16 protein-coding genes are annotated in these 18,333 nt (G+C 61.1%); 8 read left to right on the forward strand and 8 right to left on the reverse strand.

All coding sequences use genetic code 11. The annotated features are described in order from the left end of the window. Positions 1-6: 6 nt before the first annotated feature. Positions 7-1,014, reverse strand: a complete 1,008-nt coding sequence (locus ACP15S_RS04165; protein WP_425038316.1) for a ligase-associated DNA damage response exonuclease — start codon at positions 1,012-1,014, stop codon at positions 7-9. An 89-nt stretch (positions 1,015-1,103) separates the two neighbouring features. Between ACP15S_RS04165 and ACP15S_RS04170 the strand changes: the two genes are divergently transcribed. Next, entirely contained in the window at positions 1,104-1,871 is a 768-nt protein-coding gene (locus ACP15S_RS04170) for an HpcH/HpaI aldolase family protein (protein WP_425038317.1), read from the forward strand. Positions 1,872-1,873: 2 nt separating this feature from the next. On the opposite strand, the gene ACP15S_RS04175 is transcribed toward ACP15S_RS04170, so the two are convergent. Together ACP15S_RS04175 and ACP15S_RS04180 are read right to left on the reverse strand one after the other, a co-directional pair. Beyond that, positions 1,874-2,845, reverse strand: coding sequence for an alpha/beta fold hydrolase (locus ACP15S_RS04175; RefSeq protein ID WP_425038318.1), 972 nt, complete (start codon positions 2,843-2,845; stop codon positions 1,874-1,876). Positions 2,846-2,856: 11 nt separating this feature from the next. Beyond that, positions 2,857-3,147 (reverse strand): SCP2 sterol-binding domain-containing protein, encoded by a 291-nt coding sequence (locus ACP15S_RS04180; protein ID WP_425038319.1) that lies wholly within the window; start codon positions 3,145-3,147, stop codon positions 2,857-2,859. Between the two features lie 122 nt (positions 3,148-3,269). Here ACP15S_RS04180 and ACP15S_RS04185 point away from each other — a divergent pair, with 122 nt between their 5' ends. The 5 genes from ACP15S_RS04185 (at position 3,270) to ACP15S_RS04205 (ending at position 8,328) form a co-directional block, all read left to right on the forward strand. Further along, positions 3,270-3,764: a tetratricopeptide repeat protein gene (locus ACP15S_RS04185; RefSeq protein ID WP_425038320.1), complete on the forward strand. Its 495-nt coding sequence runs from the start codon at positions 3,270-3,272 to the stop codon at positions 3,762-3,764. A gap of 130 nt (positions 3,765-3,894) precedes the next feature. Further along, on the forward strand, positions 3,895-6,741 hold the full coding sequence (locus ACP15S_RS04190) for a helicase-related protein (protein ID WP_425038321.1): 2,847 nt from the start codon (positions 3,895-3,897) through the stop codon (positions 6,739-6,741). Further along, the gene (locus ACP15S_RS04195; protein ID WP_425038322.1) at positions 6,738-7,145 is read left to right on the forward strand and encodes an RNA-binding S4 domain-containing protein; all 408 of its coding nucleotides are present in this window, start codon (positions 6,738-6,740) and stop codon (positions 7,143-7,145) included. The genes ACP15S_RS04190 and ACP15S_RS04195 overlap by 4 nt, the downstream gene beginning before the upstream one ends. A gap of 52 nt (positions 7,146-7,197) precedes the next feature. Further along, positions 7,198-7,536 carry a ferredoxin FdxA gene (gene fdxA / locus ACP15S_RS04200; RefSeq protein WP_425038323.1) on the forward strand — a complete coding sequence of 113 codons (339 nt, stop codon included), beginning with the start codon at positions 7,198-7,200 and terminating at the stop codon, positions 7,534-7,536. Between the two features lie 279 nt (positions 7,537-7,815). After that, positions 7,816-8,328 carry a CarD family transcriptional regulator gene (locus tag ACP15S_RS04205; protein WP_425038324.1) on the forward strand — a complete coding sequence of 171 codons (513 nt, stop codon included), beginning with the start codon at positions 7,816-7,818 and terminating at the stop codon, positions 8,326-8,328. Between the two features lie 72 nt (positions 8,329-8,400). Here ACP15S_RS04205 and ACP15S_RS04210 read toward each other — a convergent pair whose 3' ends face one another. The 3 genes from ACP15S_RS04210 to ACP15S_RS04220 form a co-directional block, all read right to left on the reverse strand. Beyond that, positions 8,401-9,240: a hypothetical protein gene (locus ACP15S_RS04210; RefSeq protein ID WP_425038325.1), complete on the reverse strand. Its 840-nt coding sequence runs from the start codon at positions 9,238-9,240 to the stop codon at positions 8,401-8,403. A gap of 144 nt (positions 9,241-9,384) precedes the next feature. After that, the gene (locus ACP15S_RS04215; RefSeq protein WP_425038326.1) at positions 9,385-11,265 is read right to left on the reverse strand and encodes a monovalent cation:proton antiporter-2 (CPA2) family protein; all 1,881 of its coding nucleotides are present in this window, start codon (positions 11,263-11,265) and stop codon (positions 9,385-9,387) included. A 15-nt stretch (positions 11,266-11,280) separates the two neighbouring features. After that, positions 11,281-11,736: an Lrp/AsnC family transcriptional regulator gene (locus ACP15S_RS04220; RefSeq protein ID WP_425038327.1), complete on the reverse strand. Its 456-nt coding sequence runs from the start codon at positions 11,734-11,736 to the stop codon at positions 11,281-11,283. Between the two features lie 145 nt (positions 11,737-11,881). Between ACP15S_RS04220 and hppD the strand changes: the two genes are divergently transcribed. Beyond that, entirely contained in the window at positions 11,882-12,976 is a 1,095-nt protein-coding gene (gene hppD / locus ACP15S_RS04225; protein ID WP_425038328.1) for a 4-hydroxyphenylpyruvate dioxygenase, read from the forward strand. Positions 12,977-13,093: 117 nt separating this feature from the next. Here hppD and ACP15S_RS04230 read toward each other — a convergent pair whose 3' ends face one another. Next, positions 13,094-15,970 carry a hypothetical protein gene (locus tag ACP15S_RS04230; protein WP_425038329.1) on the reverse strand — a complete coding sequence of 959 codons (2,877 nt, stop codon included), beginning with the start codon at positions 15,968-15,970 and terminating at the stop codon, positions 13,094-13,096. Between the two features lie 193 nt (positions 15,971-16,163). Between ACP15S_RS04230 and ACP15S_RS04235 the strand changes: the two genes are divergently transcribed. After that, positions 16,164-16,874 (forward strand): SIMPL domain-containing protein, encoded by a 711-nt coding sequence (locus ACP15S_RS04235; protein ID WP_425038330.1) that lies wholly within the window; start codon positions 16,164-16,166, stop codon positions 16,872-16,874. A 63-nt stretch (positions 16,875-16,937) separates the two neighbouring features. Here the strand turns inward: ACP15S_RS04235 and ACP15S_RS04240 are convergent, their stop codons facing one another. Beyond that, positions 16,938-18,227 carry an O-acetylhomoserine aminocarboxypropyltransferase/cysteine synthase family protein gene (locus ACP15S_RS04240; RefSeq protein ID WP_425038331.1) on the reverse strand — a complete coding sequence of 430 codons (1,290 nt, stop codon included), beginning with the start codon at positions 18,225-18,227 and terminating at the stop codon, positions 16,938-16,940. Between the last annotated feature and the right edge of the window lie 106 nt (positions 18,228-18,333).

The raw sequence follows: 18,333 nt of genomic DNA on the forward strand, positions 1-18,333 counted from the left end.
TCCCGTTCACGCCGCATCGGAGGGTTCATCAGGGTCGGCCTCGGTGCCAAATTCCGTTGGCACAACGCGTGCATTGTATCCCTGATCATTGAGGTATCGCGCGAAGATATCGGTGTAACCATGCGTCGGATATATGTTTTCTGCGCCGGTCTCTTTGACAGCACGGAGTAGGTCGGGCCAGTCGACATGGTCTGACATGACAAAACCCCGGTCCATCGCGCGCCTGCGTCGCACGCCGCGCATGCGCATCCATCCAGAGGCAAAGCCCGTCTCGTGAGGCCCAAACTTGCGTGCCCATGCCGAGCCAAGGGCCGATGGCGGCGCGATGACCAACGCGCCGGGATATTCCTTGCGGTTCGTCTCTGCCGTGACATGCACCGTTTCCGGAAGCGTGTAGCCCTGCGCGCGCAGAACCGCGTTTGTGCCCTCAACGGCGCCATGGGTCAGGATCGGGCCAATGTCTGTGTCGAGATTGGCCAGCACCCGTTGCGCCTTGCCCAGACCATAGGCCCCGATCATTGCGACGCGTCCGGCGGCGGCATTGCGCGCCCACCACGCGTTGATGTCCTGCATGACCTCCGCTTGCGGCGCCCATTTGAAGACCGGCAAACCAAAGGTGCATTCCGTCACGAAATGATGGCAGCGCACGGGCTCGAACGGTTCAGACAGGCCATCGTCCTGCAACTTGTAATCGCCGGAGACAACCCAAACCTCGCCACTGACCTCAACCCGAATTTGTGCCGAGCCCGGCACATGCCCGGCCGGATGAAAGCTGACATTTGCGCGGCCGATCCGGAGCACCTCATCATAGGCGATGGTCTCCAGAACGATCTCGCCCAGTCTGTGGCGGATTACCGGGGCGGCGGCTGCGGTGCAGAGGTATCGGCCATGGCCCGGCCGCGCGTGATCGGCGTGACCATGGGTGATCAATGCCCGGTCCACCGGGCGCCACGGGTCGATGTAGAAATCTCCGGCGGGGCAATAGATGCCGCGTTCTGTAAATTCGAGTGCCATGAAAATCAGGGTAGCGGTCGCAGCGGGCTTGTCCATGGCGCGGGGGCATGGCAGGCAGGGACGGGCATCGGACATCACGGGAGGACGCCATGTCAATCAGGGAATTTCGCAGCAAGATGTTGTCCGGCGCGCCGATTGCGGGCACGTTTTTGAAGACGCCCGCCTATCAGCTGGTGGAAGTGCTCGCGCAATCCGATCTGGATTGCCTGTGTCTGGATGCTGAACATGCGCCTTTTGATCGTGCGGCGCTCGACGCGTGTATCGCCATTGGTCGGGCGTTGGACTTCCCGATCCTCGTGCGGCCCGGTGATGGGTCACCCCGCGAGGTCTTGCAGGCTCTCGACTATGGTGCGGCGGGGATCATCGCGCCGCATATCGATACGGTCGAGAAGGCCGAGGCGCTGGCCCGTTCTGCGCGCTTTGGCCTGCACGGACGGGGGTATGCCGGGTCCACCCGTTGGGCTGATTACGCCACGCGCGCGATGCCCGATCTGCTGGATGCCAGCGCCGAGACAATTGTTCTGGCCCAGATCGAGGAGCCTGCGGGCGTTGAGGCGGCGGACGCAATTGCTGCCGTGGAAGGGATCGACGGGCTCTTTCTGGGGCCGGCGGATCTCTCGGTGGGTTATGGGCACCGCGATCAGACATCGGACGATCTGGCCCGGGCCTTTGCCAGCGTCGGCGCGGCCTGTCGCGCCCATGGCAAGCACTACATGACCTTTGTCGCCAATGGCGCACAGGCGCAATCGCGCGCGGCGCAATACGGGGTCACAGGGTTCATGGTGGGTTCCGAGCATGGCTGGGCGCGGGCAGGCGCCAATGCCGATGCGGCGGATGTGCACGCGATCAAAGGCTAGCCTCACACGCCCGCGCAATGGCTTCCATTGGACGCGTCTTGGTGCTCCGGCTGAAAATGGGCGTCGAGGCGCGCAATGATCGCGTCGCGGCGGTCTGCGCGCTCCATGAGCACTTCATGCTCTGCCCCGTCCATCACAACCAGCTCGCCATTGGGCCAGGCGGCCATACGGTCATGGATGCGTTGGGGATCCACGATGCGTTCGTTGGAGCCCAGAAACGTCACGCAGCGCGTCGCCGGTGACGCCATGGCGGCCAGGGTCCGGCATTCGATCAGCGCCTCGCGCAACCACCGAATTGACGGCCCGCCCAGCTGCAAATCACTTTGCTCGAGCACCTGCCTCTTCATGAAGTCGAACATGTCGGGGCAGGTTGTGAGCGTATTGTCGTCAAAGTCGGCAGTGGCCACATAAGAGGCCGCCCCGGTCGAAGGTGTATATAGATGGGAGAGCCCCACTTTCTCGGTGGCCCAGCTGACGGCCCAGGCGGTCGGGCGCAAAATCGGCGAGAGGCCAATGCCCCACATGGGCGCGGTAAAGGCGGCAGACGCCACGGGCAGGCCCTCATGCAGCGCACGCAGACCGATGCAGCCGCCCATGGAATGGCCCAGAAGGTAGAAGGGCTCGGGCATGCCCAGATCCCGGGCATGTGCCACATAAGCTGCGACGTCCTTCTGATAATCGGAAAAATGCTCCACGTGACCGGCGCGCGGATCGGCATGCAGACGTGCTGCGATCCCTTGGCCACGCCAGTCCACCGCCATGGCGGACAGCCCGATCCCATGCAGCATGCGCGCGATCGGGCCATATTTCTCGACATATTCCGTCCGACCCGGGAAGATCAGAACACTCCCCCGCGCCCCATCCTTGCGCCAATGTCCTGCGCGGATGCGCACGCCATCAGACGTCTCCAGCCAATGACAGGCGCCGCCCGCAGGCGCATCGGCCATGCCTTCAAAATAGGGAGCAGGGGTCATGTTCATCTCGATCAGCTCAGTACAGTGCCCAGTTTCATTGCAAGCCCCATGTCGCCATCGACCTTGAGCTTGCCTGTCATGAATGCACCTGTTGGGTTAACATCACCTTCAAGAATGCCCTGGAAGGTCTCCGCATCGGCGGACAAGGTCACGTCGGCCTCTTCATCGCCTGCGCGCGCGCCGTCTTCGTCGATCATCACGGCGCCTTCGCCGATGATTTCGAACTTGGCCAGGCCATCAAAACCTGCACCGCCCATTTTTTCGTTCAAGGCCGCTACGGCGCTTGCCACGATATCTGTCATGTTTGTTACGCTCCTTTGATCCGTCGCATCTGGCATTTCTTGCGTGATGCGCTACGCTCATGACTATGGGCACGATTAAGCATCAACTCAAATGTAGCGTGGCGGCACTTTGCGCCACAGTCATGTTTTCCTTACCTTTGAGCGCGGGAGAGGCGGAGCTTTTGCAATCTTTGCAAGAAGCAGAGCCCGAGGCCGTCGCGCGGATCGAACGGGAAATCGTTAACCTTTGGTCAAAATCCGGATCAGCCTCGATGGATTTCCTGCTCAAACGCGGGCGCGATGCCATCGATGTGCAGGATTGGGGGTTGGCCATAGAGCACCTCACGGCGCTGGCCGATCACGCGCCTGATTTCGCCGAAGCCTACCACACCCGCGCCATCGCTTATTTTCGCGCCGATCTCATAGGGCCTGCGCTGGGTGATCTGGAGCAGGCCTTGGCGTTGAACCCCAACCATTTTGGCGCCATGCGCGGATTGGCGACCATTTTCGAGGGTTTGGGTGATGCAAAACGCGCACATCAGGCCTACGAGATGGTGCTGCGCTTGCATCCGCATGACGAAGAGGCTCAAAAAGGCTTGGAACGTACCGAAGGCGAAGCGTTCGGGCGCGAGCTGTAAGACGAGGGGCCAGCGGCGGCCAGCCGGCGCTTGGTCCGAGACCAGAGAAGACCTCAGGGCGCGCGCATGTGCTGTGATGCAGCAAACATCACCCAGCGTGCCCGGGAAGACCGGCGGGGGGCCACGTCAGATGCAGGGAAGAACCATAGCGGTTCTGGGCCCCACCAATACAGGCAAGACGACCTATGCGATTGAGCGCATGCTGGGCTACAAATCCGGCGTCATCGGCCTGCCGTTACGGCTGCTTGCCCGCGAGGTCTACGATCGCATCGTGGAGATCCGTGGCCCGTCCGTTGTGGCACTGGTCACGGGCGAGGAGCGGATTGTTCCGCCGCGCACGCAATATTGGGTTTGCACTGTAGAAGCGATGCCCGAGGGCATGGGCGCGGACTTTGTGGCGGTCGATGAAATTCAGCTCTGCGCCGATCCTGAACGCGGCCATGTCTTTACCGACCGTCTTTTACGCATGCGCGGCACCCATGAGACCCTCTTTCTAGGCGCGGCCACCATGCGCGGGCCCATTGCGGAACTCATTGACGACGTAGAGTTTATTGGCCGCGAGCGGATGAGCCAGCTGGCCTATTCTGGCTCCAAGAAGATCTCGCGCCTGCAACCGCGCTCCGCCATCGTCGGCTTCTCCGTGGAAAACGTCTATGCCATTGCCGAGCTTCTGAGGCGCCAAAAGGGCGGGGCGGCTGTCGTCATGGGTGCGCTCTCGCCGCGCACGCGCAATGCGCAGGTCGATCTCTACCAAAATGGCGATGTGGATTATCTCGTGGCCACTGATGCCATCGGCATGGGGCTCAATCTCGACGTGCATCACGTGGCGTTTTCCTCGCTCACGAAGTTTGACGGGCGCCGGATGCGGCCTTTGGCGCCCAATGAGCTGGCCCAGATCGCGGGCCGGGCGGGGCGGGGCATGCGTGACGGGACGTTCGGGGTCACGGGCGAAGCGCCGCCATTGCATGACGAGGTGGCGCGCGCCATCTGTGATCATCGCTTCACGCCGCTCTCCAAACTCCAGTGGCGCAATGCGCGGCTGGAATTCGGCACAGTGGACCGCCTGATTGCCGCGCTGGAGGCCCCGTCAGGCGATGAGCGGTTGCTAAAAGCGCGCGAGGCCGACGATCTGCGCGCGCTCAAGATGCTGGCACAGGATGACGAGACCTTCGCGCGGGCCTCCTCGCCGCAGGCGGTCAAGCTTCTGTGGTCGGTTTGCCGGATTCCGGATTTCCGCGGGATCAGCCATGCCGAACACGCCAACCTCTTGATGCAGATTTTCGCCTATCTACACGAAGGCGCGCAGGTGCCCGATGATTTTCTGGCCCGCCAAATCCGGCGGATTGACCGGGTGGATGGCGATATTGACACACTCTCGAAACGTCTCGCCTTTATTCGCACCTGGACCTATGTCGCTCAGCGGGAAAACTGGGTTAGCGATACCGGGCATTGGCGCGGAGAGACGCGCGCTGTAGAAGACAGGCTGTCAGATGCGCTGCATGAGCGCCTGACCCAACGATTCGTGGACCGGCGCACCTCAGTGCTGTTGCGCCGGCTCAAGCAAAAGGAGGCCCTCTTGGCCGAAGTGAATGACAAAGGTGAAGTGACGGTTGAGGGCGAATTCGTCGGCCGTCTCGAAGGGTTCCGTTTCCGCTCAGACAAAGACGCGAGCGGCCAAGAGGCCAAGACGATCCAGCAGGCGGCGATGCAGGCCCTGACCCCGCATTTCCACCTGCGCGCGGATCGGTTTTACAACGCGCCCGATACCGAGATCGATTTCACCGAGCAAGGTGGGTTGATGTGGGGCAGCGAAGCCGTCGGGCGGCTGGCGCCCGGCTCCGAGCCCTTCAAGCCCGAGATCAAGGTTTTCGTGGATGAGGAGGCCGGCACGGATGTAGCCGAGAAGGTCAAACGGCGTTTGACCCATTTCATCGACCGCAAAGTGGCCGCGCTCTTCGAGCCGATGATTGCCATGGGCCGCGATGAGACGCTTTCGGGATTGGCCAAGGGCTTTGCCTTCCGTCTGGTCGAGAACTTTGGCGTCCTGCCGCGGGCCGATGTGGCCGATGACGTCAAGGCACTGGATCAGGATGCCCGCGGCGCGCTGCGCAAACATGGTGTGCGCTTTGGTCAGTTCACGATTTTCATGCCGCTCCTGCTCAAGCCCGCGCCGACCCGGTTGCGCCTGGTGCTCTGGTCGCTCTCAAAGGGGCTCGATACCTTTCCCGAAGCGCCGCCGCCCGGTCTGGTGACGGTTCCCAGTGTGCCGGATATGGAGCATGGCGCGGATACGATGGCGGGGTATCGCACGGCGGGAGCGCGCGCGATCCGCATCGATATGCTGGAGCGCTTGGCTGACTTGATCCGGGCGCAGGACACACGGGCCGGCTTTGAGGCCTCGGCTGACATGCTCTCGATTACAGGCATGACGCTGGAACAATTTGCCGACCTCATGGGCGGCTTGGGGTATCAGGCAGAGCGCGGCGAGCGCGAAAAAGTCCGGGCGGTTGTGCCCGACACTCAGCCCGACACCCAACCTGCTGCCGAGGCGGACGCACCAAAGGCTGCGCCGGTCGAAGACGCCGCCGCAGCCGACACCGCCGCGCCAGCAGATATGACCGAAGCCGATGCCGCGCCCGCTTCCGAAGCCACGGAAACCCCTGAGGCTGCCCAAACGCCGGAAACCGCGACCGAGGCGGCGACAGAGGCTGCGGGTGAGACGGGTCCTGAGATGGAAGTCTTCTACACGTTCCGCTGGGGTCGCCCGCGTGGGCAGCGCCCGCAAGGCGAACGTCGTCAGGGCCAGCAACGTCAGGGGCAGGGTAAAGGCAAACCGCGCGGCAAAGGCCCGCAAAAGGGCGGCAAAGGCAAGCCCCGCAACGATGGCCCGCGCACGTTCTCGGCCAAGCCCAAAAGGGAAAAAGCCATCGATCCCGACAATCCCTTCGCAGCCCTCGCGGCGCTCAAGGATAAGTGACGGGCTCTTCTGAAGAGAAGCCGTCGGGTCCAGCCGGGCCAGAGAAAATCCGGCTGGACAAATGGCTTTGGCAAGCACGGTTTTTCAAGTCGCGCGCACTGGCGGCCAAAGCCGTCAATGAAGGCGTCCGCGTCAACAGCACACGGACCACCAAGGCCGCGCGCACCATCGCGCCGGGCGATGTACTGACCTTCACAGCAGGGCGCCGCGTCCGGATCGTGAAGCTCCTAGCCTGCGGGACGCGCCGGGGACCAGCCCCGGAAGCCCAAGCGCTCTACGAAGATATGTCCCCCCCGGTGCCTGAAAAACAGGCAGCATCCGCGCCGCGCTTTGACGGCGGAGGGCGGCCAACCAAGCGAGATCGTCGCACCTTGTCAGAGTTGCGGGCCCGTGGGCTTGAATGATCCTGCTCCAGAGGATACGTCAGCTTAAGTTGACATCTAAAGACGGCCTCCCATGACCTACATCGTCACTGACAATTGCATCGCCTGCAAATACACCGATTGCGTAGAAGTCTGCCCGGTGGATTGTTTTTACGAAGGTGAAAACATGCTCGTCATTCATCCCGACGAATGCATCGATTGCGGGGTGTGCGAGCCTGAATGTCCGGCAGATGCCATTCGGCCCGATACCGAGCCGGATATGGAGAAATGGGTCGAGTTCAACCGCAAGTATTCCGAGATGTGGCCTGTCATCATCACCAAGAAAGACCCTCTGCCCGACGCAGAGGCGCTGGATGGTCAAGCGGGCAAACTTGAGACGCATTTCTCCGAAGCGGCTGGCGAAGGCGGATAAGCGATTCGTCGCGCTCTGGGCTGTGAATAGGTCAAGGATGCGCGCTAAAGCTCTGACTTTTAAGGCCTTCTAGCGTGCTGACCCAACGTTCGCTGGCACTGGGGCCATTTTTCTGCTATAATCATCGAAATCACGGCTTAGCGAGAGCAGACAAGCTCAGGAAAATACACGAGTTTCGATAAAACGACCTTGATCGGATACGGAGATGCCTCATCCCCGTCCGGATTTCTTGTCGCCAGCCGAAAATAGTTAACGTCCAGTAGAAAGGGCCTATCGCACATGTCGAAAGCCAAAAAACTCGATTTCCGTCCGAATGAATTTGTTGTGTATCCCGCCCATGGTGTGGGCCAGATCGTGTCGATCGAGAAGCAGGAAATCGCGGGCATTGCGCTGGAATTGTTTGTCATCTCATTTGAGAAGGACAAGATGACGTTGCGGGTTCCGACCCACAAGGCGACGGAGATTGGCATGCGCTCGTTGTCGAGCCCGGATGTGATCTCCAAGGCGATGACGACGCTCCGGGGCAAGGCCAAGGTCAAGCGGGCCATGTGGTCCCGTCGGGCGCAGGAATATGAGCAAAAGATCAATTCCGGCGATCTGATTGCGATTGCCGAAGTGGTCCGTGATCTGCATCGCAGCGACGATCAACGTGAGCAAAGCTACTCGGAACGTCAGCTTTATGAAGCGGCTCTGGAGCGTTTGACGCGCGAGGTCGCTGCGGTGGCAGGGGGCGATGAGGTTGCCGCGGCCAAGGAGATTGGCGACGTTTTGATCTCGCGCGCTGCCGCCTGATCGCGCAGCCCTGGCAAATCTTGGAAAGCCGCGCCGCCCGGCAAGGGCGCGCGGCTTTTTGTATTTGTCAGGTCAGACGAAGGCAAAATCGCCCGCGCCCAGAAGGGCGCTCTCTGTGTCATGGAAGGTGATCTCCGTATCACCAAATGTCACCACCGCATCGTCGCCGTCCTGATTAATTGTCAGCGCGCTGAACGCGTCTGCGCTCTCATCCGCGATGACAATGACATCCCAGCCATCCTCGAAATCCATGATGTTGTAGGTGCCATTGGAGCGGTCAAAAACAAACAGATCGCTGCCGCTCCCGCCGGTCAGCTCATCATTGAGACCTGCGCCAGGCGCCAATGTGTCCTCGCCGGAATCGCCGAAAAGCCGATCAAATGCCGCGCCGAACTGATCAATCCAGAAATCCCGGAAAAAACCCTGCGTGCCTACAGCATCCTCGGGCACAATCTCCTGCACGTTCAAATCCCCGATGATCATGTCGCGGCCGCCGCCGCCATGGATTTCGTTGTGTGACAGTGCCAGCGAGTTGAGCCCCGCCTCGATGCGTTGAAAATTCGGGCTCCCGTCGCGCACAACGCCCACGCCGACAGACCGATCGTCCGTCGCGCCGCCACCAAGGAGCAAGTTTCCCGAGGCATTGCCGACGATCTTGTCGCCGCCGCCCGCGCAAAGCACTTGCTCGATCGAGCTGTGTTGATCCTCAACCAGTAACCGCCAGATTGTGGTTCCGGTGATCGTGGTGACGGAATCCTCGTTGTCAAAGATCCGCGAGGATCCGGTCGACAGATCAATGCTGAGGTTGCGCGTCGAAGGGCCAGTGTAGTCCAGTGTATCGGTAACGCCGATTGATCCGACAAAGTTTTCCGGCGACAGGGGGAGGACAAAGCTTCGCGAAAAGAAGGCCATAACATCTCTCTCTAAATGAGCGCGGGCTCATTCGAAGCAATGCGATGGCAGCCAGCGCAGGTTTGAAATGCCAATGATCGTACGACAGTCGTCGGTCGGATCAAGGCTGTTTTTCGCGCTATGCGTGTTTTGGCGAGATTTGGCTCACGCAGCGGTATTGTCCCGGTTCTCCAGATTGGCCAGCAGTGAGGCTTCCAGCTCCTTCTCCAACTCCTTGGCCCGGGCCACGTAATCGGGGTTGTCCGCTGAGCGCACATTGGGTCTCCAGACCTCAGCCAGCTCACGCACCGCGTATCTGTCATGCTGATAGAATGTCCGCTCCGCCTCAGCCGCCTCGTAATCCGTGAGGCCAATGTTTTCCAGAACATAGCGCCCTGCGCGCAGCGAACTGTCAAACAGCTCGCGCACGATATCATTGGCCCCTGCCTGATAGAGCTCATAAACATGGGTTCTGTCACGCGCCCGCGCCACGATATGGATGTCCGGTCGTTCACGTCGGGCATAGGTCACAAGCCGCGTGGCGGAGGCCTTGTCATCAAGGGCCACCACCAAAACATCCGCCTGACCCAAGCCCGCCGCATGCAGCAACTCCGGGCGTGTCGGATCGCCAAAGAACCCTTTGAATCCAAAACGGCGCATCAATTCAATGGTTTGCAGATCGTGATCCATCACGACCGTTTTGTGCCCCACCGATTGCACCAGACGGTTCACGATTTGCCCAAAGCGTCCGATGCCCGCGATAATCACGGTGCCTTGCTCATCAATCTCGTCGGGCGCCGGTGCCTCAACGAGATCTTCGAGGCGTCGGGCCAGTTGATCGTAGAACAAAAACAGCAGGGGTGTGATCAACATGGAGAGCGCCACGATCAGCAGAAGCTTCTGCGCCAGCGTCCCATCAAGGACGCGTTGCTGGATCGAGAAGGAAATCAGCACAAAGCCAAATTCCCCCGCCTGCGCCAGCCCGAGCGTAAAGAGCCAACGATTGCGCCCCTTGAGGTCAAAGATGATGGCCAAGCCGTAGAGCACCAGCCCTTTGACCAGCATGACAGCGAGCGTCAGCGCGAGGATCAGAAGGGGCTCGGCAAAAAGGAGCGCAAAGTTGATCCCGGCCCCCACAGTGATGAAAAAGAGGCCCAGCAAAAGGCCTTTGAAGGGTTCGATATCGCCCTCAAGTTCGTGTCGAAACTCCGAGTTTGCGAGAACCACACCCGCCAGAAACGCGCCAAGCGCGGGCGAGAGGCCGACAAGTTTCATCAAAAACGCAATGCCCACAACGATCAGCAGCGCCAGCGCGGTATACATCTCGCGCAGGTGCGCGGAATGGATGAAGCGGAAGACGGGGCGCGTGGCGTAAATCCCTGTCAGGACAATGGCGGCAATGGCCCCCAGCGTGACCATGGCCACGCCCCAGCCCGGCAACCCTTCCACCAGCGACATGCCGCCGTGGCCGTGCTCTGCCGCATCACTGACCCTTTGGATGGAGCCATCCGCCGTCAACTCCGCCATGGGGACCACAGCCAGCAATGGCAGGACCACAAGCATCGGGATCACGGCAATATCCTGTGTGAGCAGAACGGAGAACGTGGACCGCCCGCCCGCCGTTTGCATCAGTCCCTTTTCCGAGAGCGTTTGCAGCACAATAGCGGTTGAGGAGAGGGCGAAGATCATGCCGATTGCGATGGCAACAGACAGGCTTTGCCCCAACAAGACCGCCCCGCCTGCGATCAGCCCCATGGTCAGACTGATCTGCAATCCGCCCAACCCGATGAGCTTGTGGCGCATATCCCACAACGCCCGCGGCTCCAGCTCCAGACCTATCAGGAAGAGCATCATAACGACGCCAAACTCCGCAAAATGCAGGATTTCTTCCGCATCATGCCCGCCCACCAGACCAAGAACTGGCCCGATGACGATACCCGCCGCGAGATAGCCCAGAACAGACCCAAGCCCAAGCCGCGCGGCAATCGGAACAGCAATGACTGCTGCAGCCAGAAATATGGAGGCTTGGTACAGGAAGGTTTCCATCAATGGGCTCCGCAGTCAGAGGGGTAGGGGGGCGTCGGCTTTGACCTGATCCATGACAATCTGACTGGTCACGCGCGCAACGCAAGGCTCGGCAAGCAAAACCTCGTGAATCAGGGTGTTCAATGCGCTGAGATCTGCACAATAAACCCTCAACAGGTAATCGGCATCGCCTGTCAGGGTGAACGCGGAGACGATTTCCGGTCGCGTTGCGACCAGTCTCGCAAAGGCGCGCGCATTCTTTTCGCCATGTTCTCCAAGCTGAACCTGCACAAAGGCCTGAACTGCGAGGCCCAGGGCTTCGGGATCGAGCCGCGCTGTGTAGGTCCGGATCAGACCCGCGGCCTCAAGACGCTGCCGTCGCCGCCCGGCCTGGGACGGGCTGAGCCCCAACACCTCGCCCAATTCCTGCGAAGTCAATGTCGCGTCTTTCTGCAACAGCTCGAGAAGCCGTATATCAGTCGAATCATTCATATGCGCAATACTCGCATGAAAATACGAATAGATGCACAAACTCTGTGAATAATCGGCGTGACTTGAGCGCTTTTGCGAGAATTATGCCGAAAGATGCACGTAAGATGCCCATAATTCCACCACGCCTGACAAAAGGACATGCGCCATGGGCCCCTTCCCACACGATGCACCCCGCTCTGACATCACCGCCGAAAACCCCGCCGGGACAGATGGGTTCGAGTTTGTCGAATTCGCCCACCCCGACCCACAGGAATTGCGGACGCTCTTCGCGCGTATGGGCTATGCCCATGTGGCCAACCACAAATCCAAACAGATCGAGCTCTGGCAACAAGGTGATATCACCTACGTCCTCAATGCTCAGGCAGACAGCTTTGCCGCCCGCTTCGTTGAGGAACACGGGCCCTGTGCGCCATCCATGGCGTGGCGGGTGCGCGATGCGCAACAGGCGTATGAGCACGCCATCTCAAAAGGCGCAGAGCCCTACACCGGAGCAGACAAAACCGTCGATTGGCCCGCGATCAAAGGCATCGGCGGCAGCCTGATCTACTTCACAGACCAATACTGGGATACCTCGCCTTACAACGATGAATTCGAATGGATCGCGCAATCCAAACCCGCAGGGGTCGGCTTCTACTATCTCGATCACCTGACCCACAATGTCTTCAAAGGCAACATGGATGTCTGGTTCCGCTTCTATGGCGATCTCTTCAATTTCCGCGAAATCCGTTTCTTTGACATCGAAGGCAAATTCTCCGGCCTCTATTCTCGTGCGCTGACCTCGCCCTGCGGGCGTATCCGCATCCCGATCAATGAAGATCGCGGCGAAACGGGCCAGATCGTCAGCTACCTCAAGAAATACAAGGGCGAAGGCATCCAACATATCGCCGTCGGCGCACGCGATATCTATGACGCAACCGATGCTATCGCCGACAATGGTCTCAAATTCATGCCATCACCGCCAGAGACCTATTATGCGCTGAGCAAGGATCGTGTGGTGGGCCATAGCGAGCCCCTCGACCGGATGATGAAACATGGCATCCTGATTGACGGGGAAGGCGTCGTTGACGGCGGGGAGACACGGATCCTGCTGCAAATCTTCTCGAAAACCGTCATTGGCCCGATCTTCTTCGAGTTCATCGAACGCAAAGGCGACGACGGCTTCGGCGAGGGGAACTTTCAGGCCTTGTTCGAAAGCATCGAACGCGAGCAAATCGCCAATGGCGAACTCAAAGCAAGCTAATGCCTTCTTTTGTCTTCAAATACCTCGGGTGAATTGGCCGATAGGCCAAGAGGGCAGAGCCCTCTCGCATTTACGGATACAGTGCGGGCCCATGGGCCCGCGCGTTGAAAAAAACGGCTAGCTCTGTGGCAGATCGAGCGTCACGTTGCGACCGCCCTTTTGGTAGCGCAGCTGTGTGTCGGAAATCGCAAGAACACGACCGCCATCAACCCGGTCGCCGACCTTGACCTTCTTGAACCGTCCGTTCTTCAGACGCACCAGAGCCCGGCGGTCAGAGGGTTTGCCGTAGACACCAATCAGGTTCACGCGCCGCAGGTTGATGGCGTTGCGCTGGGTTGCGGCTTGCGCCACGCTGGAGCGCGACGGGGCGGGAGGTTGCACTGTGCGCGGCGCAATCGAGGCGACGCGCGTTTCTGCGCGGGCGGCATCCCGTTCCGCCTGGCGGACAATCCGGGCAATGGAATTGGGGCGTGTGCGCGGTGCGGCAGAGTTGATAACGGCCAAACGGCTGGCAGGCAGCGCGGCCTGTTCGGCCTCCTGTTGCGCCTGTTCCGCGGCAGCCACTTCTTCGGCGGCAACCGCAGCGGCCACAGCGGCGGCCACGCGTTCCGCTTCCGCCTGCTCAAGCTGCTGAGCAGCCTGTCGTTCAACCACCAGTGGCCGGATCCTGGGCCGCATACGCGACAGCTCCGCAAGGCTGACCCCGCCCAGAACCGCCCGTTCATTCAGCTCAGCCAAATCATCCGGGCGGGCCGCAGGCCGCAGACCACGCAGGCTTGGATCAACGACAACCGGGCCATCGGGGGCCACAAGCTGTGGCGGCTCAATCGTCACCACAGGGCTTTCTGGATCCACAGGACGCGTCTGCGGACGCAATGGCGGCTCGATGCTGGGCCGCCCACTGAACAATTGATAACCACCCGGCGCTTCCAACCCTTCCGGTGTTGGAACGATCAATCCTCGTTCGTCGAAGTCATACCGTTGATCCGCCGTCGGGGGCAGTTCCTGGGGAGAGATCCCCTGATCCGCGAGGAGGTCGGACGCCGGCGGCAAGGCGACCGCGTCCTGCTGCGTCACGTTTGGATCGATGGAGGCAATGTAGAAGTCTTCCAGAATACCGGGCCGGAGGTCAGCAGGCGGGATTGGAGCGCGCTGCCAAATGCCCGTGGCCGCATAGCGCGCCTCGGCCTCTTCCGGCGTGAGCGCCTCGTAGCCCAGAGGTCGGGTGAGCCCGAGGGTGTCATTGCCCAACTCACTGTCTTGCGCTGGCGCGGGCAGGCCCGGGGTCAGGCTGGCCACCGAAACATCGTCCGGGTTTGCCTCGGGCGCCTGCGGTAAGGCAAGGGTCGGCGTGTCCGGTGTGGCCTCAGGTGCGGTCTCTTCAATGGCGGGGGCGACAGGCTGGCTCAATGCCGTTTCGGTCGCAGGTTGCTCTGCATTGCGTCCGGGGAAGAAACGCGCCAGCCCTTCGTCCACAAAGATCGAGGCCCAGGCCGCGACCCCCAGCAAGACCACCAGCAGTGCCGCCGTCAGCATCAGCCCGAGGAAACGCGGCTTGCCACCAACCTCCACCTTCTTGGCATCCCGGCGTGCGCCGAACATCGTCATGCGCTGCGCTTCGTCCATCCGGTTGCCACCCGCCAGTGCAGCGGCGGCGCCGCCGCGTTTTTGCGGCGGGGTGGGGGCTTCACCGGGATCATTGCGAGAAGCGCGCAGCTCGGCTGTCCGGCGGCTGACAAAGCCAATCCCCCGGCCCAGGCCGGATTGCGCGCGCGCCAGCACACTTGTGACGCTGGACGAGCCCGTATCATCCGATGAGGCGCCATCTGGCTGGGTGGTTGCGGGCTCAAGATCGTCCTGTTGCAAACTGGCGGTCGCCTGAGCCTGAAGACGTGCCGCTATGCTGCCCTGTGCACCGGCGGCCTTTGCGGGAGCGTCCTCGGCTGAGGCCGACCGTGTCGCGCTCAGGCCGGGCGTTTTGCCTTCGGCATTGGGATCTGGCGCTGCAACCGCTGGTATCTCCGCTTCGCCGCCCGCGTGTTCGGCGCGCAAGCTTGCAAAGGACACCGGCGGCTCCGCCTCTGCCATGGGTTCGCCCAGCGGCTTCACGGGGTCCGGGACATCCGTGGGCGCGCTAAGGTCTGGCGTTCTGGGCGTGTCTTCTGGTGTTGCGTCATCTGGTGGCGCAGCGTCTGCCACCGTTGCGGCTTCCTCCTCGACGTTGGCAATCCCATCGGCGAGGATATCTGCCTGGGGCGCCGCCAATTCCGCAGGTGCCTCTGGCTCTGAGACGTCGTCCTCCGCAGGGACAACTTGCGACTCCGCAGCCGTCGGCACTGCGCTGCCATCGATCTCCGGAGTTGGTCTGTCCGCGTCGGGTTCGGATGGTTCCTCCGGCGCTTCAACGGCCACAATCGTGTCAGCGCCCGGTGCGGGCCCTGTCAGAACGGAAATGGCTGTCGCGTCTCCCTCGACGGTCACACCCGGCGCAAGATGCGTCATTGCGGCTTGTGCGGGTCCAAAGAACGGCTCGCCCTCGAAGGCAGTGCCATCTGGAATGGCGGCAAAACCCAGCGGGAGGAAGCGATTGTCGTTGGCGAAGGCTTCTGCTTCATCCAGCGTCTCTTGCGCGACCGCCGCAATCTGCAACTGTCCGTCAGACACCCGCCAGTCGAAGACCAGCTCCGACACGGGGTAAGGCGTGGCACCCACCAGTGCCTTTTCCACCGCCACGATCGGATCACCGCCCTCGAACGGGACGTTGATGTACTTCACCTGCTCATTGGGCAGGATCAGCTTGACCTCGGGCCCGTCGATATCGGCATTCGGCACTGCCTCTTCGCGCAGCACCGCGAGCGCGCCCGACAGGTCCTCGACGTCAAGCGCAACTTCGCCCAAACTGTACCAGCCCTGTGCCGGGCCACCTGAAGAGGCGGCGCGCTGCAGCAGGGCAATGCCGCTATAGGACAGCGAAAGAGCGAAATCTGGCGTCATGCGAGGCCTTTGCAAACTACCTGGTCGCGCCCGAAAGCGCATAGACTATGGGCTATAGCTCTACGCAAAACCGCACACCATGCCCACGGGCTTTCTTCTTTTATAGCAGTATCCTGCCGAGAAAAAAGGGAGCAGCCTTGTCGGGCGCGGATCCAACCGCCACACTGCGCAGGCGTTTGAGCAGGAGAACACCATGAAACAGCGCTTTTTGTCTTTTGCCATGGCGGCTCTGTTTTTGGCGATGTGGCCCGCTTTTGGCGCGGCGCAAGAGACGGTCCGCCACATCGTTGTGACAGGTGAGGGGCGTGCCCTGGCTGTGCCGGATATGGCCGAGGTGCAATTTGGCGTGACCCATCAAGCGCCGCGTGCGCAAGCCGCAATGGATGCCGTGTCGCGGGATGTGCGCGCGTTGTTTGAGGCCATGGTCGATGAGGGTATCGCCGCGCGCGATATTCAAACGACGTCTCTGCGCCTTGATCCGCGATGGGAGCAGCGGCTGCGCGATCAGCAGGGGCCTCCCGAAATCCGGGGATTTGTGGCGACCAATCAGGTAACGGTCCGCCTGCGTGACATGAGCGCCCTGGGCCGGACGTTGCAAACCCTGCTGGACAAAGGCGCCAATCGGTTTTCCGCGATTCGCTTCACTTTGGCCGATCCGGGACCTGCGCAAGCAGAGGCGCGTCGTGAAGCCGTTCGCGATGCCCGCGCCAAAGCCGAGCTATACGCCGAGGCCGCAGGTGTTTCTCTGGGAGAGGTCTTGCGGATCGTCGAAACGGGGGCCGCTGCCCCGAGGCCTGCCATGATGGCAGAGGCGCGTATGGCGATGGACAGCGCCATGCCCGTCGCGGGAGGGGAGCTCAATTTGCGCGCGCAGGTGACGATCACCTACGCATTGGGCAACTAGCTTCCGGCGCAAAAAAAGAGGCCGCCCAAGGGCGACCTCTCGTGTCAGGTTCACAGGTCCATGTCAGGATGCAGCTTTCAAAGCCTGATCCAAATCGTGCATCAGGTCCTCCGCATCCTCGATCCCGATTGAAAGTCGCACGACATTGGGCGCGGCGCCTGCAGCTTCCTGTTGCTCCGGCGTCAGCTGGCGGTGCGTTGTGGAGGCGGAGTGAATAACGAGGCTCCGCGTGTCGCCCAGATTGGCCACATGGCTGAATACCTCAAGACTATCCACGAACTTCACGCAAGATTCGTAGCCGCCTTTCAACGCAATGGTGAAAAGCGCGCCCGCTCCTTTCGGGCAAATCTCCGATTTGCGCGCATAATAGGGCGAGGAGGGCAATCCTGCATAGGTCACGTAGTCGATGGCATCGTGCCCTTCGAGCCAGGCCGCGATCTTCTCTGCATTCTCGACATGCCGCTCCATCCGCAGCGATAGCGTCTCGATTCCCATCAGGGTGTAATGCGCAGCCTGCGGGTTCAGCGTCATCCCCAAATCACGCAGACCAATGGCGATGCCGTGGAAGGTGAAGGCAAGAGGGCCGAAAGTCTCCGCGAAGCGTAGCCCGTGATAGGCCGGCTCGGGCTCCGAGAGCGAGGGAAACTTGTCGGAAGCCGACCAGTCGAACTTGCCCGAATCGACGACGATCCCGCCCGTGACCGTGCCATTACCGGTCAGGTACTTCGTCAGCGAATGCACAACCAGCGTCGCGCCATGTTCAATCGGGCGGCACAGATACGGCGTGGCCGAGGTGTTGTCGACAATGAGCGGAATGCCCGCGCCGTCCGCTACGTCAGCCGCAGCACGCAGATCGGTGATATAGCCGCCGGGATTTGCCACGGATTCGCAAAAAAGCGCGCGTGTATTGTCGTCAATGGCAGCTTTGACCGCGTCCATATCGTCAAAATCAACAAACTTGGCTTCCCAACCAAACCGCTTGATCGTCTGGCTGAATTGCGTGACCGTGCCGCCATATAGCCGCGTGGAAACCACAACGTTCATGCCCGGCTGCATCAAAGGGAACAACGCCATGATCTGCGCCGCATGGCCAGATGAGCAGGCCACGGCCCCAACACCGCCCTCAAGCGTTGCAACGCGTTCCTGCAAGACAGCAATCGTGGGATTGGTCAGGCGGGAGTAGATATAGCCCACCTCCTGCAGATTGAAGAGGGCGGCCGCGTGCTCTGCATCGCGAAAAACATAAGCCGTCGTCTGATAAATCGGCGTTTGCCGTGCGCCAGTGGCCGGATCAGGCCGCGCACCGGCATGAATTTGCAACGTATCGAAACCGTAGGTGGGACCATCGGTCATTTGAATTCCTCCGTCTGAATTTGAGCCAGACCCTACCGGGAAGACGCATCGGGTGCGAGACCCAGATTGCGCAGATTTCAGAACACACGCCCCATTTTGCATGGGC

Origin of the sequence: Primorskyibacter sp. S187A, assembly GCF_049800955.1 — a bacterium.
GTDB lineage: Bacteria > Pseudomonadota > Alphaproteobacteria > Rhodobacterales > Rhodobacteraceae > JAKVBH01.